Genomic DNA, 14,304 nt, shown 5'->3' with positions numbered 1-14,304 from the left:
TGACGATGAGTCAACGTGAGCGCTCCGGCCCATCCAGAGCGGTGTGGGCCGGAGTGCTCGCGGTTTCTGTGGCGGCGCTAGCCGTCGGCGGCTACTCGGTTTCGTCTGCAGACGAAGACATTGCGACTGTGGGCTCCATCAGCGTGATGCCCGAGCCCAGCGCAGAGACGACGCCGACGCAGACCGATCCAGCTTCCGGCACTGCCCCCGAAATCGGCCGCTCTTCAGCTGATCCGACCAGCCAGTCTGCGCCCAGCGTGATGGCACCCACTCGGGTGTCTGTGCCGGCGCTTGACATTGACGCGCCCATCGACGCTCTCGGAGTTGAAGGCGACCAGATGGCAGTCCCGGCAGATGGTGATCGCGTTGGTTGGTACAAGTTGGCGCAACCCCAGCCATTGACGGTGGATCGACCGTCTTGGCCGGGCATGTCGACACTACTGAGGGGTTTGGGGCTATGGCGCCACTGCGCCAGGCTGAGGTAGGCACCCTGATTGACGTGGAACTGGCTGACGGCACTACTCGGACCTACGAAGTCGTTGGTCGCGAGCAGTTCGACAAGGGCGATCTCCCAGTAGCGGACCTCTTCGAGCGGGCGGGCCCCGAGCGGTTGGTTCTCATCACCTGCACCGGCGAGTGGCAAGCAGACGTGGGCAGCTACACCGACAACGTGGTAATTGCCGCTACACCGGTGCCTGACGAGTAGCCACAAGAATCCCTGAGGAAATGGCCAACTGGGACTCGATATGGTGGTGTGCGTGACTGAGAGGATTCGTACTTCAAGCAGCGGCGCTGATACCGATGCCGAAGTCGCGCGCTCCTTTCAGCGCGGCGACGAGGGCTCTCTGGCTCAGGTGTATCAGCGGTGGGCCTCGCTCGTCTTCGGGTTAGCCAAAAAGGCTGTCGGGCCTTTCGAGGCCGAAGATGTCACGCAACAAGTCTTTGTTGCGGCCTGGCAATCCAAAGACCGGTTTGACCCCGAATACTCAGCGTTAGGTGCCTGGCTAGTGGGCATAACTCGGCACAAAATCGCCGACAGCCTGCGCCGAGGTCCGAGCAACCGAGAGACGTCGGTCGACCCGATCTCTTTCACGGAAGTGTTGACAGACAGTTCTCGCAACACAGATATGGCACCCGAGCGGATCGACGTGCTTTTGACGTTGGCGCAAGAGTTAGAGCGGATCGGCGACCCGCAACGGCACATCCTGGTGCTGTCGTTTATCCACGACATGACGATGGCGCAAATCGCAGAACATCTCAGCATGCCGCTGGGAACGGTGAAGAGCCACCATGCTCGCACCCTGCGCCGACTGCGCGTGGAGATGGAGGTGAAGAATGCACATTGACGACGACCGCCTTGTGACCTGGGCACTACACAGTCCCACCTCGCAAGAAGCATCTCACCTGCTCGAGTGTGCTGACTGTCGGCGGGCCGCGCAAGGCCTGAGTTATGCCCGCGAAACTTTGAAGGTGGCCGGCCCAATGACCGAGATGCCACCGACCCGCGTGTGGGACCAAATAGTGGAGCAAACGACGGGGACAGGCCTCGCCAAAGACGGCCCTGTGGAGCTAGCGGATGACCATGCTCACCTGCCCACCAGGAGGTCGTTGGGTGCTCTTCGCGGCAAGCCGGAGAGCAAACCGGGCGTGTCCCTTGGGTGGCTGGCTGCAGCAGCGGGCGTAGGCGCCATCGTGGCGCTGGCAGGTTCCGCCCTGTTGAACCAGCGGCCAGAGGAGTCGCTGGTCGCAACCGCGGAGTTGGACGTGCTCAGCGGTGCAGACCAGCCAGCTCAGGCCGAAATTCTCGTGATCGATGGTCAGCAGGTGCTGCGGATCGATCAAGCGTCGGCGCCTGATCTAGAGGGCCAATACCTCGAGGTGTGGTTAATCAATCCGGACAGCTCTGGCCTGATTACCCTCGGTTTATTGGACGGTGAGTCTGGAGACTTCGCCTTGCCCGCGAACCTGTCCACGGCCGAATTTTCAGTGGTCGATGTGTCGGTGGAGGCCTACGACGGGGATCCGACACATAGCGGTGACAGTGTGTGGCGAGGGCCGCTGAGCTCCTGATAGGTCGAATGAGTTGGACGATCGACCAACTTGTGCCATTCTCGGGGATATACCGATGAATGGAGCCGCTGATTGACTACCCGCCGCCGCTGGGCAGCACTCGCCGTGTTGGTGCTGCCAGTGCTGCTGATCAGCATTGACATGACTGTGCTCGGTATTGCCGTGCCCGCGCTAAGCGAAGACCTCGACCCCTCCACGGCACAACTGCTGTGGATCATCGACATCTACTCTTTCCTGTTGGCCGGGCTGCTGGTCCTGATGGGCAACCTTGGCGATCGCATCGGCCGCCGTCGACTGCTCATCATTGGTGCCGCTGCCTTCGGCGCCGCTTCTGTCCTCGCTGCGTTCTCCACCTCTGCCGAGATGTTGATCGCAGCAAGGGCCTTGCTTGGTTTCGGAGGGGCTACCTTGATGCCCTCCACGCTCTCGCTGGTGCGTACTGTCTTCCCAGATGACCGTGAACGCCGCAGCGCAATCGCCGTGGGCTGCGGCTTTTGCCGGTGGCACAGCGATAGGGCCAGTCATTGGCGGATTCATGCTGGAACACTTTTGGTGGGGCTCGGTCTTCCTGATCAATGCCCCGATCATGGTGTTGCTGCTGTTTGGAGCCGTGATATTGCTGCCCGAGTCTCGCAACCCAAACCCTGGGCCGTTCGACGTGGCTTCAGCCGCCTTGTCGATTGCCGGTATGTTGCCGCTGGTCTACGGCTTGAAGGAGTTGGGCGCGCACGGGGTTGGCGTGGTGTCTATCTCCGCCATGCTGGTCGGCATCGCGTTGCTGTGGGTCTTTGTGCGCCGCCAATTGACGCTGGCCGAGCCACTGCTCGACGTCAGCCTCTTCGCCAATCGAGTCTTTACCGTCGCCATCCTGACCAACCTGCTGAGCGTGTTCTCGATCTTGGGTCTGCTGTTTTTCCTGCCCCAGTACTTGCAGTTCGTTGAGGGCCTCTCGCCGCTGACCGCCGGTCTCTGGATCCTGCCGTTCGCCCTGGCCTCCGTCGTTGGTTCGCTGGCCGCCCCGGCACTGGCGCGGCTGTTGACGCTGCGCGTAGTTATTGGCGGTGGGATGTTGCTAGCTGCCACTGGGTTTGTCGTTGGCGCGCTCGTGATCGACTCCACCGGACTTATCGCCCTGGGCTTGTGGACCGCAACGATCGGGCTAGGTATTGGTTTGGCTGAGAGCCTGACCAACGATGTGGTGGTCTCCTCGGCTCCACCCGAGCGCACCGGCAGCGCTGCCGCGGTATCCGAGACCGCATACGAGATGGGCGGTGCCATGGGCACGGCAGTCCTGGGCACACTCGGGCTCGCGCTCTACAGTGCTGGGCTGGCGGATGCCTCAGGTGAGGTGCCTCAGCAGGTGATCGAGACCGGGAGCGAAACGCCAGGCGGCGCACAGTTGGCAGCCGACGGCTTGCCGGGTGTCGTTGCCGACAGTTTCCTCGCGACGGCTGCCGAGTCCTTCACCTCAGGTATGGCGGTGGTCCTGCTGGTCGCAGGCCTGGTCGCGGCTTACACCGGGTTGCAAGCCTTGATCGCGCTACGCACGCGGCGAGTATCTGCGCAGAAGTCGGCAACGAGCGAGGTTGTTGTATGACAAAGCGAGTTCATGTGCCGGTTGCGATGCGGAGGGCCCAACTCGTCGAGGCAGCCATGCGGGTGATGCGCCGCGATGGTGCTGGGCTCTCACCACCCGAGCGGTGGCCAAGGACGCCGAAGTGCCGCTAGGCGCCGTGCACTATGCCTTTGACTCAAAGACCAGTCTGATGCGGGCTGTCTATGCGGAAGATGTTGAGACGGCGGCGGCGGTGCTGGGCGGTGCGCTCAGCCTCAGTGGTGACCCGCACGAGGTGCTGCGCTGTGCGATGCAACGGTATGCCGCGTCGCTGCGGACCGACCCCCAGGCCGAGTTGGTGTTTCAAGAGCTAGGGCTGATGGGCGTTCGTGATGAAGAGTTGACCGCGCTCGCAGCGGAAGCCGTTGTGGGCTTCCGCACCGAACTGGCCCGGTTCTTGACCCAGGTTGCGGCCGATGCTGAGCACGTCTGGGATGCGCCGGTTGAGGTGCTGGCTGAGTCGCTCTTTGGCAGCCTGATCGGGCTGGCTCAGAACTGGCTGGGCACTGGTGACGATGCCTTGCTTGATGCCTGCCTGGATGACGTAGCCCTACACCTAGGGCGTCGTCTCAGCCCCGTGTGATGCCGTCGGTCAACTGCGCCATCCGTGCTTGAACTGCTGGGATGGTCTCCTGCTCAAACCATGGGTTGGCCTTGAACCAACCGATATTGCGAGGCGATGGGTGCGGCAGCACGATGGTTGCCGGCAAGAACTCGGCCCACCGACCCACGGCCTGGGTGACACTTGAGCCGGCCTGCGGCAGATAGCGCTGTTGGGCATAGCGCCCAATGAGAATGGTGAGCCGATCAGCCGGCAGTAGTGACATCAGCGGATCATGCCAGGTGGGCGCGCACTCTTTGCGTGGTGGCGCATCACCCGACTTCGCCTTGCCTGGGTAGCAAAACCCCATGGGCACGATCGCGACCTGAGCCTCGTCATAGAACTGCTCTGCCGTCATACCGAGCCAGGTGCGCAGCCGTGCGCCACTGGCGTCATCCCACGGGACGCCACTTTCGTGGACCTTGCGGCCGGGGGCTTGACCAATGATGACGACTCGAGCGGTGGCGCTAGCCCGCACAATAGGCCGAGGCTCATGGGGGAGTTGGTTGGAGGGCTGCCACGGCTCATCGCGACAAATCCGACAAGCGCGGATGGTGTTGAGCAACGAGGGAACGTCGTGGCTGGTCCGCGGTTGCTCATCCATGGGCTAAGCCAACAGGTGTGTGGCTGGCTTAGCAACCTCTTCGCGGGCATCGACCGTTGACGGCCAGGTCCAGGACAGGCGGGCGATCATCAACAGCAGGACAACCTCGACGGCGCTGCCCAGCAAGTAGTAAACCCAGGTTTCGCCGATGCAGAGGCCAGCGATCACGACGGCGTAGATGATGCTGGTGGCGATGTTGGCGCGGCGGTTGAGCCGGGGCTTGCGAGCAGCGAAACCACAATCATCGCAATGGGAATGAGCACAAAGACTGTGGAGAACACCAGGAACCCCTGATTGATCGCCAGGCCAATGCCGGCGACTTCGCCAGCGCGTGCGCCTTCGATGATGTCGGCGCGAAAGAAGCCGAAAATATCGACATAGGCAAAGACCATCAGCATCGCTGTCCATAGGCCAGCGAGCACCATCTTGGGGTTGACCTGTTCGTCGTGGAGCAGTGCGGGGTTAGTTTTCGTCTTCATATCTCAACCTTGTGGTGAGCCCACCCTGCGCGCACCGGCCAGCCGACTACTTCTCACCTAGCCGAAAGGCTAGATTCGCGGTGGCTGACTGGCGGGTGTGAAGACGCGGCTGTCTCCGTAGGGTGAGCACATGCGCACAACATTGGCTCAGTGGTGGCGGGAGCCGGCAGTCGCCGACCCTCCGCCAGCAGCCACCCGCCGTGACCAGGTCATCGCCGCCGTGGTTGTCGTCGCGACGCTGTTGCAGGCGCTTTTCGACCCCAACCTGGCCTGGTGGCCGCTCGCGGTGGCCTTCGGCCTGGCACTTGCTGGGCTTATCCTGATTCGAGTCCGCCGGCCCTTGTTGGCTACGACGGTTGCGTTCGGTGGGTTTGCCCTGCTGGACGCAATGGCGCTCCTGGTGGGTGCGGAGCCGATCGTGCTCTTCGCCGGTGTAGTAGTCGTCCTATTTCCGTATGCGTTGTTCCGCTGGGCTTGCGTGCGTCACGCGATTGCGGGGCTGCCCTTCATGGTTGCTGCGGTGGCGATGGCGACGCTGACTGGCTCGCAAACCGGCACGGAGGCGGCCTCCGGCGCTGCCGTGTTGGTGTTCTTCTCGGCGCTCGGCCAGGTCGTTCGATATCGGGCTGCCTCCCGCAGCCAGATGATTGACCACATCAAGCTGCAGGAGCGCCAAGAGTTGGCCCGAGAACTGCACGACTCGTTGGCGCACCACGTCTCGGCCATTGCTATTCAGGCCCAGGCCGGGCTGGCCGTGATTGACGCCCCACCGCAAGCCCCGGCGCGTTCGGCCCTGCAGTCCATCGAAACTGAAGCCGCCCAAGCGCTCGCCGAAATGCGCTCCATCGTGGGCGCGCTCCGGGACCAAACCCAGGCGGCAGGGCTCACCCCCGGTCGCGACGTAGCCGCCATTCGGGCCTTGGCGCAGCGGAGCACCGAGCGCGTGAACATTGACGTGCAGATCATCGGAGACGTTCAGTCCGCCTCGGTTGAAGTGCAAGGCGCCCTCTTTCGCATTGCCCAGGAGGCGGTCACGAACGCGTTGCGGCACGCCCAAGGGACCAGCGAGGTGAGCGTGGTCGTGACCTCAGACGCATCGAGGGTTGAGCTCGTGGTCGGCGATAATGGCCAGATGCCAGATCGATTTGGCACCGGCTACGGCCTCATCGGTATGCGGGAAAGGGCTGAACTCTTGGGTGGGCAATTCAGTGCTGGAGTGTGCAAGCCGCATGGCTGGGAAGTCCGCGCCTCCTTCCCCTTGGCAGGTGGTCAGCGATGACAATCCGGGCGCTTATTGCCGACGATCAAGAGATTGTGCGCAAGGGCATGGCGATGATCTTGGGCGCACAGTCGGGCATTGAGGTCGTGGGCGAAGCCCGTGACGGCGCCGAGGCGGTGCGACTGGCGCGACAGTTGCGCCCCGATGTCTGTCTCTTCGACATTCGGATGCCGGTGCTCGATGGGATCGAAGCCACCCGCCGACTAGCCGGACCTGGGGTGGATGACCCGTTAGCCGTCATCGTCATCACGACTTTCGACACGGACGATTACATCTACGGTGCCCTACAAGCCGGCGCTCGCGGCTTCTTGCTGAAGGGGCACCGGCCACCCAAATCGTGGAAGCCATGGAGGCGGCCGTGCGCGGCGACGCCCTCATCGACGCGGCGGTCACTGCCAGGTTGCTGCGGCGCTTGGCCACGCAGCAGCCCGCGCCCAGCAACGAAACGCCACCGCTTGACCCGTTGACCGAACGCGAAGAAGCGGTGTTAATCGAGGTGGCGCGCGGGCGCACCAACGCCGAGATCGCTGGTGACCTCTTCATCAGCCTCAGCACCGTGAAGTTTCACGTGGCTGGCCTGCTGACCAAGCTTGGCCTGCGCAATCGCGTGGAATTGGCGATGTGGGCCTATCGGAACCGGCGCCTCACTTAGTCCTTGGGCGTCGCATGCAGAACAGTTTGTGAACCGACGCCAGGTGGCACAGAGCCCCAAAGGCTCCGAGGGCACGGGAAGCCAGTAGCTCAACCACAGCGCTGTCGAAGTACGGCAGCCGATCTTCCTGACGGTAAAGGGCCTCAGCCAGCAAAATCTTGCGCGAGGTCGAGCCCTCTGTTCGTGACACCTAGATCCACGTCGGATTCGGAGGCTCTCCTGAGGAGTACCTTGATGATGTCCTCGGAGGCCGCCCGATTGCGGTTGGTAGCGACCCAGACCGATTCGGCGCCACCGACCTCCACCTCCGCGGGTCGCGCAGAGGGCAGTAGTTCGCTCTCAGACGCCCCAACTTCCCCGGCTATCAGAGTATTTTCCGTCCCCAGTGTATTCGCGACTATCCGCACGACCTCTCGTGCGGCACGTGTAGCCGTAAACGTTTGTCCCTGGAGAGATTCCGGGCAATCGCGCCCATTCAGTCGGTAAGTCTCATATTTGGCGACCTTGTCCCGGAGGCGGTCGTAGCGCCAACGTAACTGTTGGTCGCGATTTGCGAATGATCCGGCGCTTCCTGTTTTTTTGATATATGACTCGCCAAAAACTGCCAATAACTCGTCGTCTAGTCTCCGCACCTGTGTAACTGTTGTCGGGGTATCCATTAGCAGGCGAACCTGATCGCTTTGGATTGCACTGAGGGACTGATCCAGGTCTTCAATGCTAGAAATTCCACAGGCCTCAGTGAGCTCCCGAGCGAATTCCATTCCCTTGACGGATGCCGCTTTATCATTGGGGAATCTATGGGTGAGGTAATCACTGAGCGCTGCGGAGTCCAGGAGAGTGCCGGAGTTGGAGTCGCCAGCCTCCGTGGACTCCACATGCGGTTCTGATTTGGCGTCCTGTGGGTAATCCGTATCGGCTGCTTGCGAACTTCCTGAGGGTGGATTAGCAAGCAGGCGGTCAATCGCGATGAAAATTTCATCGAGTGCTTGCCGTGCGTCGGCAGCCGCCCCGAATAACTGATCGATCGTCTCTTGGCCATCACTGCTAATAGCGGCGTAAAGCTTGCCCTTGTATCGGCGCGAATGCTCAAACTCCGCCCATGCGTGGGCAGCCACAGTCCTGATTTGGATCTCTAGGCCGCCGATATCATCGAAATACTGGGAAAGTTTGCCACCGGAAATTAGCCATTCGCCGTCCGCGTCTTTTCGTTCTCCAGTGATGATGAAATGATGACAGTCGTACCCTCGTTGTCGATATTCTCGGCCTTCGCCAGGGTTTCGGTCCTCTTTCGTTATAAAGCGGTCCCTTATTAACTCTTTAGCATGCTTCTGATCGGTAACGCTGTACGTGATGATCCGGACTGCGACTGTGTCGGTAACGTCTTTCTGCGGGTTCGTGTAGTTCTTGGTCAGGCATTTTTCGTCGAACGACCGGATTGACTTCGCCCTAGCCGTGACATTGTGCGCGTGGATGGGGGCTTCGGCGAGTAGCCGCACAAGGTAGTCCTCGATCTCTTTGGCTGCAACAGGCAGCCAGTCCCACACCTGGTAGTCCACTCCAGCCATGACATCCCCTTTGTAGGTGCTTCTCACCCAACCCGATTCGTATGCTACCTAGCATGTGCTTATAGGTCTCGCTCTACTTGTTGGCGGGAAAAGCGTGTCTCCCCAGCCGGAAGGCAGCGCGGCTAGGCGCCACCTGCATCAACCCCGGTATTGCATGGTTCATCTGCTCAGCTCCCGGTGGATGTGTTCCCCGATCATGGTTGCTGTCCCGGGGTGGCAGAGCACGACAGCTGATCCACCAAAGCCACCGCCAGTCATCCGCGCGCCCAGCGCACCGGCCTCTCGAGCGTCTTCAACAACCCGATCAAGCTCGGGAGTCGAGATGACAAAGTCGTCCCGCATTGAGGCATGTGACTCAAGAGGGCTTCACCAGCAGCGGTCAGGTCCCCGGAGAGCAGACCAGCAGCCACTCGGGCCACTCGATCTGTCTCGGTGATCACGTGGCGCACCACGCCCTGGAGTTCAGCAGCGGGCAACGTGGTTAGCGTCGCTTCGAGATCAGCCAGGGCGATGGCGGCTAGCGAATCAACACCCAACAATTCTGCTGCCCGCTCGCACGCTTCCCGGCGGCCGCCATATTGGCCATCGATGAGCGAGTGGTTGCTGCGCGTGTCCACCACCAGCAGTTCTGCTTCCGCTGGCCAACTGATCTGGTCGATATCAAACGATGCGCAATCCAAGAGCATGGCGTGGCCGGCGCTTGCCCGCATTGCCGCTGACTGGTCCATTCCACCGGTTGGCGCACCGGCAAATTCGTTTTCTGCCCGTATGCAGGCAGCCGCCAGGGCGCGCCGCGCCCCGTCATCGTCCACGCTGGTCCATGGCCAATCCGCAGGGGTCTGGCTCACCTGCGCCACGGCCAAGGCTGTGCTGCAGGTCAGGGCGGCTGAGGAGGACAGCCCAGCACCAACCGGCACGCGACCATCGACATACAGATCGATGGCGGGCACCTCCCAGCCGGCCTCGCTCATGGCCCAGATGACTCCAGCCACATAGGCCGCCCAACCCGCGACCGACCCTGGGGCCAACGCTTCGAGACTAAATCGCACAGTCTGCCCGCCGTGGGCTGATGAAACGTGCACTTCTGCCGATGCTGCCTCGTCGTGGTCTGAGGGTGCCAAACCAACCGCGACCGCGGTGAGGTGCGGCAACGCAATCGGCAAGACGGGGCCGCCGTTGTAGTCCAGGTGTTCGCCGATCAGATTGACTCTGCCGGGGGCGCCCCAGACGGCGCTTGGTTCATGCCCGTAAGCCTGAGCGAATTGCCGACGAGTCGCCTCGGCGTGCTCGATGACAGGGTGACTTCAATCCACTGTGGCTGCGACACGGCTTAGACCTGGCCCTCTGCGGCTGGCCCCAGATCGGGGATCTGAGCAAACCGGTCAGCGACCATTTCCGGGTGGTGTCAGAGATCCAGGCTCCCTGCGCGGACTCTGAGCCAGCGAGATACTTCAGCTTCCCTGGCGCTCGCAGCACGCTAAAGACCTGCAAGTGGAATCGTGGCAAGGCTTCCCGCTCGACACCCTCGCGGTGCTTGCCAAATGGCGCGGCAAACCAGCCAGCAATGTAGGGGGCCTGAATAACCTCACCCTCCTCGCCCTCAAAGAAGCGGTCCAAGCGGCGCAAGATAGCTGGATACATCGCGGCCAACTCATCGCGTTCCGCGGCGTTGGTCTCGGCGAAGTCCAAGATGTGGCGGTGCGGCACGAGATGAACCTCAACCGGCCACTTCGAAGCGGCCGGCACAAAGGCAGTCCAGTGTTCCCCGCGCGCAATCACTCGCCGTCCAGAGCGCACCTCGGCAGCCAAAATATCGCCCAGCAAGTCTGTGCCAGTGCGCGCATAGTGCGCTGCGGCTTGAGTGACGTGCTGGAGAGTGCGCGGCGGGACATAGGGATAGCCGTAGATCTGGCCATGTGGGTGCGCCAGTGTGACGCCGATTTCGCGGCCCCTATTTTCGAAGGCAAAGACTGTCTCAACCGAGGGGATCTGCGAAATCTCGGCTGTGCGGTCCGCCCAGGCCTCAATCACGGTGCGGGCGCTGTGATCACTCAAACTGGCAAACGAAGCTTCGTGATCACTGGTGAAGCAGACAACTTCACAGTGGCCGGCAGCCGGGCGCTCGGGCCATAGCTCCTCACCATCGACGACGCCGCCCGGTTGTGGGGTTTCGCGGACATCAAGAGAGGGGAAGCGATTCTCAAACACGACGACGTCGTAGGAGTCGGTAGGGATCTCGGTGCCTTCGCCGCCTGGTGCCGTCGGACATAACGGGCACAACTCTTTTGGTGGCAAATGCGTGCGGTTCATCCGGTGCGAAGCCATCGGGATCCACTCACCGGTCAACGGGTCGCGACGCATACGGGCGCCACCAATGGCTGGTGGCAATCCGCGCTGGTCGTCAATCGTGCGTGTCTCACCCTCTGTCCACGGCGCTGACCCATCAAAGAAGATCAACTCTCTCCCGTCAGACAGGCGGGTGGAGGTGCGAGCAATATCGGCACTCATTCGGTGATGTTTCCTATCTCGTTGGGGGCGACCACCGCAGTCATCACTTTGCCGACGTGCGCGGCGAGCATGGTCTGGTCTTCATCGGTCATGGCTGCATCCGTGATCAGCACGTCGATTTCGTCGAGGGAGATGACGGTAGCCAGGCCGACAAGCCCGACTTTGGTGCGGTCAGCGACGACAACAATCTGAGCGGCAGTTTCGATGAGCGCCTTGTTGGTGGTGACTTCAGCGATGTTAGGGCTGGTGCAGCCTGCCCGTTCGCTAATGCCGTGCACCCCAAGAACAGCCGGTCGACGTGAAGTCCGGTGAGTCCGGCAACCGCCACCGAGCCGACGAGAGCGTCTGACGGCGTGCGCACCCCACCGGTCAAGACGAGTGTGCGGTCGCGTCGCTCTGGGTCGTGCATGGTCTGAGCCACCGGCACCGAGTTCGTCACGATGGTCAGATCGCGCACCGGCAATAGTGCCTCGGCCACGGCGAGGGCCGTGGTGCCCGCCGAGATCGCTACCGATGAACCGGGCGGGACCAGCGAGGCGGCGACCTTGGCAATAGCCAATTTCTCTTCGCGGGAAGCGCCGAGCTTGCTGGCGAACGATGGCTCGATACTTGACCCCGAGGTGTCCGCCAAGGTTGCGCCACCGTGGACGCGATGTGCCAAACCTCGGTCCGCGAGGCTGGCGATGTCCCGGCGGATGGTCATGTCGGAGACGTTCATCTCCTCGACCAGGTCGCTCACTCGCACCGCTCCTCCCGCCGCATCTTTTCCAAGATTTGATGCTGCCGTTGCTTGGCCAATGCGCTCATGAGGTGCTTCCTTCGCGAAGAACAGCGACGCCACCAGCTAACAGCAGCAGCGAAGAGCCATCGGTTGACTCTGTTCCGGTGATGAGGTCGTGACCGACGACCGGCACGGCAACCTCTTGGTCTGTGGTTCAGCACGAAGAGGTATGACGCTTGCTCGCCGACGCGGCGGACGGCGTCCACTCCTTCGGGTAGCCCTGGCACGGTGGGTCTGACTCCGCTGTCATCGCTGAGGGCAGCGATCAACGAGTCGATGCTGGCGTCATCGGGTGAGGTCGACACATACCAAGCGCTGCCGTTTCCTACGGTGCGGCGAGTCATTGCAGGGCTGCCCTGGGATGGGCCGTCTGCGTAGTCGGCGAGGACTTCGGTCCCGTCATCGGCACGGCCGCGTTCGGTCCAGATTGAGCCGCTGGCGTTGCCAGCGAGCTGGATCCGTTCGGAAGTTGACCGTAAGGCAGCGGTCTGGCCAGGCAGCAGCGGCGCGAACTCGTCAAAGTGAACCCCGAGCAGTTCCGCGAATCCGCCGGGGTAGCCACCGAGGCGAACGTGGTCCAGCTCGTCAACTGTCCCGGAAAAGTAGGTGATAACTGCGTGAGCACCTGATTCGACGGCCTTGGTGATGTTGGCGATCTCAGCGTCAGTCACCACATGGAGTCCGGGGGCGAGGATCACGTCGAATCCATCGAGCGAGTCGCCGGGCGCGACGCCCTGGACGCTCAAGCCGGCCCGCCAGCAAGCGGCATACCAGCGGTTCACCTCGGTCATATAGCGGTGGTGCTCGCTGGGCGTGGAGTCACCATCGGTGGTCCAGAGTGAATCCCAGTTGTGCACAAGCGCGACGCGGGACTGCGTGCGGCTGCCCTCGACCTCGGAGATTTTGCCGAGGACCTCGCCTAGTTCGCAGACCTCATGCCAAACACGAGAGTCTTTGCCGGCGTGTGGCACCAGCGCGGAGTGGTACTTTTCCGCGCCAGATCGCGAGGCTCGCCATTGGAAGAAGGCCACGGTGTCAGCTCCTCGAGCGACATGGCTCAGGCTGTCACGCAGCATCTGACCGGGTGCTTTCGCCAAGTTCACGGGCTGCCAGTTCACTGCGGACGTCGAGTGCTCCATCAAAACCCAGGGTTTCCACCGGCCAACCCGCGGATGATGTCGGCGGACAGCGCCAACTCAATCTCGGGCTGATCCAGGTGCGATCCCAGGTAGTGATCGTTTGAGATGACGTCTTGATGCGGAGCCCACTGGTGGTAATCGAGTCCGTCAAAGGCGTGACCCACCATGAAGTTGGTGGTGATCGGGATGTCGGGAGTGATCGAGCGCAGCAGGTCGCGCTCCGCGAGGTATTGGCGCAGCGAGGCGTCAGAGCAAAGCGTCGCCAGTCCAACTCGGCACCCGGGTTGGGGATGGCAGTCGTCGTGCGCGGAGGTATGACGTCGGCCCAGTCGGCGTAGCGCTGAGACCAAAAGTCGTGCCCCAGGCATGGTTTAACGCATCAAGTGTGGTGTAGCGGTCCTTGAGCCAGCCGCGGAAATCGTCAGCAGAGATGCCACAGAAGCACATGAGGTTGTGACAGCCGAACTCATTGCCGACGTGCCACATGCGAACCGCCGGGTGATCGCCGAAGCGAGTCGCCAACTCCTTAACCAGCGCCAATGAGCGCTCGCCGAAGTCGGGGTTGGACGGGCACCAGGTCTGCCGGCTGCCGTGTAGAGCTGTAGTCCTTCGCGGGTGACTGGCATTGCGTCTGGGTAGAGGCGGGCGAGCCATGGCGGCGCGGATGCGGTGCCGGTGGCTAGGTCGACCATGATCCCGGCTTCGTGCAAGGTGTCGAGAATCGACTGCAGCCGTTCAAACTTGTAGTCGCCAGGCGTGGGCTCCCAGAGGGCCCAGGAGAAGACGCCGACGGTAGCGAAGGTAAAGCCAGCCTGCTGCATGAGTGCAACATCTTCGGCCAGGGTGGCTTCTGGCCATTGCTCTGGGTTGTAGTCCGCACCGAGGAGGACGCCGCCTGGCTGCCAAGAAGTCATGGGGAAATCTTCGCCGCAAAATCAACACAAGTCAACAGTTTTCGGGGTCTCTGTGGGTTCTGGTTGCTGACTCCTGGTGGTTTACCAGGTCTGGGTT

Annotated in this window: 15 protein-coding genes and 5 pseudogenes; 9 read left to right on the top strand and 11 right to left on the bottom strand. The window is 62.1% G+C overall.

Going from position 1 to position 14,304, the window contains the following annotated elements; genetic code table 11:
• The first annotated feature begins 5 nt into the window (after positions 1-5).
• The 7 genes and pseudogenes from L0A91_RS11955 to L0A91_RS11925 all read left to right on the top strand — a co-directional run bounded on the left by L0A91_RS11955 (position 6) and on the right by L0A91_RS11925 (position 4,268).
• Positions 6-485, top strand: coding sequence for a hypothetical protein (locus tag L0A91_RS11955; RefSeq protein ID WP_235244635.1), 480 nt, complete (start codon positions 6-8; stop codon positions 483-485).
• Positions 458-706 (top strand): class F sortase, encoded by a 249-nt coding sequence (locus L0A91_RS11950; protein ID WP_235244634.1) that lies wholly within the window; start codon positions 458-460, stop codon positions 704-706. The genes L0A91_RS11955 and L0A91_RS11950 overlap by 28 nt, the downstream gene beginning before the upstream one ends.
• A 52-nt stretch (positions 707-758) precedes the next feature.
• The gene (locus L0A91_RS11945; RefSeq protein WP_235244633.1) at positions 759-1,346 is read left to right on the top strand and encodes an RNA polymerase sigma factor; all 588 of its coding nucleotides are present in this window, start codon (positions 759-761) and stop codon (positions 1,344-1,346) included.
• 136 nt (positions 1,347-1,482) lie between these two features.
• Positions 1,483-2,070 (top strand): anti-sigma factor, encoded by a 588-nt coding sequence (locus L0A91_RS11940; protein WP_235244632.1) that lies wholly within the window; start codon positions 1,483-1,485, stop codon positions 2,068-2,070.
• Positions 2,071-2,211: 141 nt separating this feature from the next.
• Positions 2,212-2,493, top strand: a pseudogene (locus L0A91_RS11935) (MFS transporter); the annotation flags it as partial.
• A 28-nt stretch (positions 2,494-2,521) separates the two neighbouring features.
• Entirely contained in the window at positions 2,522-3,667 is a 1,146-nt protein-coding gene (locus tag L0A91_RS11930; RefSeq protein ID WP_235244631.1) for an MFS transporter, read from the top strand.
• Between the two features lie 103 nt (positions 3,668-3,770).
• Positions 3,771-4,268, top strand: coding sequence for a hypothetical protein (locus L0A91_RS11925; RefSeq protein WP_235244630.1), 498 nt, complete (start codon positions 3,771-3,773; stop codon positions 4,266-4,268).
• Here L0A91_RS11925 and L0A91_RS11920 read toward each other — a convergent pair.
• From L0A91_RS11920 to L0A91_RS11910, 3 genes are read right to left on the bottom strand one after another with little or no spacing between them, the layout of a single operon-like run.
• The gene (locus tag L0A91_RS11920) at positions 4,255-4,890 is read right to left on the bottom strand and encodes a uracil-DNA glycosylase family protein (RefSeq protein WP_235244628.1); all 636 of its coding nucleotides are present in this window, start codon (positions 4,888-4,890) and stop codon (positions 4,255-4,257) included. The two genes, L0A91_RS11925 and L0A91_RS11920, sit on opposite strands and share 14 nt — an antisense overlap.
• A gap of 3 nt (positions 4,891-4,893) precedes the next feature.
• Entirely contained in the window at positions 4,894-5,058 is a 165-nt protein-coding gene (locus L0A91_RS11915; protein WP_235244627.1) for a hypothetical protein, read from the bottom strand.
• Positions 5,055-5,369, bottom strand: coding sequence for a DUF6326 family protein (locus tag L0A91_RS11910; RefSeq protein WP_235244626.1), 315 nt, complete (start codon positions 5,367-5,369; stop codon positions 5,055-5,057). The genes L0A91_RS11915 and L0A91_RS11910 overlap by 4 nt, the downstream gene beginning before the upstream one ends.
• A 130-nt stretch (positions 5,370-5,499) precedes the next feature.
• Between L0A91_RS11910 and L0A91_RS11905 the strand changes: the two genes are divergently transcribed.
• Positions 5,500-6,648 carry a sensor histidine kinase gene (locus L0A91_RS11905; protein ID WP_235244625.1) on the top strand — a complete coding sequence of 383 codons (1,149 nt, stop codon included), beginning with the start codon at positions 5,500-5,502 and terminating at the stop codon, positions 6,646-6,648.
• Positions 6,645-7,300, top strand: a pseudogene (locus L0A91_RS11900) (response regulator). Before L0A91_RS11905 ends, L0A91_RS11900 begins: the two are co-directional and overlap by 4 nt.
• Positions 7,301-7,443: 143 nt before the next feature.
• Here the strand turns inward: L0A91_RS11900 and L0A91_RS11895 are convergent.
• The 8 genes and pseudogenes from L0A91_RS11895 to L0A91_RS11870 all read right to left on the bottom strand — a co-directional run.
• Entirely contained in the window at positions 7,444-8,865 is a 1,422-nt protein-coding gene (locus L0A91_RS11895) for a GTP pyrophosphokinase family protein (protein WP_235244624.1), read from the bottom strand.
• 159 nt (positions 8,866-9,024) lie between these two features.
• A complete protein-coding gene (locus L0A91_RS19975) occupies positions 9,025-9,207 on the bottom strand; it encodes a hypothetical protein (RefSeq protein ID WP_397333720.1) in 183 nt (60 codons plus the stop codon).
• Positions 9,120-10,028, bottom strand: a complete 909-nt coding sequence (locus tag L0A91_RS11890; RefSeq protein ID WP_235244623.1) for a hypothetical protein — start codon at positions 10,026-10,028, stop codon at positions 9,120-9,122. Before L0A91_RS11890 ends, L0A91_RS19975 begins: the two co-directional genes overlap by 88 nt.
• An 18-nt stretch (positions 10,029-10,046) precedes the next feature.
• Positions 10,047-10,157, bottom strand: a pseudogene (locus tag L0A91_RS19970) (galactokinase family protein); the annotation flags it as partial.
• Positions 10,105-11,373, bottom strand: a complete 1,269-nt coding sequence (gene galT / locus L0A91_RS11885) for a galactose-1-phosphate uridylyltransferase (protein ID WP_235244622.1) — start codon at positions 11,371-11,373, stop codon at positions 10,105-10,107. The pseudogene L0A91_RS19970 and the gene galT, both read right to left, overlap by 53 nt.
• 158 nt (positions 11,374-11,531) lie before the next feature.
• Positions 11,532-12,076 (bottom strand): annotated as a pseudogene (locus L0A91_RS11880) (DeoR/GlpR family DNA-binding transcription regulator); the annotation flags it as partial.
• Positions 12,077-12,108: 32 nt separating this feature from the next.
• Positions 12,109-13,011, bottom strand: coding sequence for a beta-galactosidase trimerization domain-containing protein (locus tag L0A91_RS11875; RefSeq protein ID WP_235246619.1), 903 nt, complete (start codon positions 13,009-13,011; stop codon positions 12,109-12,111).
• 105 nt (positions 13,012-13,116) lie between these two features.
• Positions 13,117-14,114, bottom strand: a pseudogene (locus tag L0A91_RS11870) (beta-galactosidase); the annotation flags it as partial.
• Positions 14,115-14,304: the final 190 nt, after the last annotated feature.

The organism is Ornithinimicrobium sp. INDO-MA30-4 (assembly GCF_021535045.1).
Lineage (GTDB): Bacteria > Actinomycetota > Actinomycetes > Actinomycetales > Dermatophilaceae > Ornithinicoccus.
The sequence above is the reverse complement of the archived record's forward strand: the minus strand, read 5'-3'. Positions and strand labels throughout refer to the sequence as shown.

Bases quoted from the DNA above. Each gene is read 5' to 3' on its own strand.
- L0A91_RS11910 (WP_235244626.1), bottom strand. From the start codon at position 5,369: ATGAAGACGAAAACTAACCCCGCACTGCTCCACGACGAACAGGTCAAC.
- L0A91_RS19975 (WP_397333720.1), bottom strand. From the start codon at position 9,207: ATGCGGGACGACTTTGTCATCTCGACTCCCGAGCTTGATCGGGTTGTT.
- L0A91_RS11950 (WP_235244634.1), top strand. From the start codon at position 458: ATGGCGCCACTGCGCCAGGCTGAGGTAGGCACCCTGATTGACGTGGAA.
- galT (WP_235244622.1), bottom strand. From the start codon at position 11,373: ATGAGTGCCGATATTGCTCGCACCTCCACCCGCCTGTCTGACGGGAGA.
- L0A91_RS11955 (WP_235244635.1), top strand. From the start codon at position 6: ATGAGTCAACGTGAGCGCTCCGGCCCATCCAGAGCGGTGTGGGCCGGA.
- L0A91_RS11940 (WP_235244632.1), top strand. From the start codon at position 1,483: ATGACCGAGATGCCACCGACCCGCGTGTGGGACCAAATAGTGGAGCAA.
- L0A91_RS11905 (WP_235244625.1), top strand. From the start codon at position 5,500: ATGCGCACAACATTGGCTCAGTGGTGGCGGGAGCCGGCAGTCGCCGAC.
- L0A91_RS11895 (WP_235244624.1), bottom strand. From the start codon at position 8,865: ATGGCTGGAGTGGACTACCAGGTGTGGGACTGGCTGCCTGTTGCAGCC.
- L0A91_RS11930 (WP_235244631.1), top strand. From the start codon at position 2,522: ATGACCGTGAACGCCGCAGCGCAATCGCCGTGGGCTGCGGCTTTTGCC.
- L0A91_RS11920 (WP_235244628.1), bottom strand. From the start codon at position 4,890: ATGGATGAGCAACCGCGGACCAGCCACGACGTTCCCTCGTTGCTCAAC.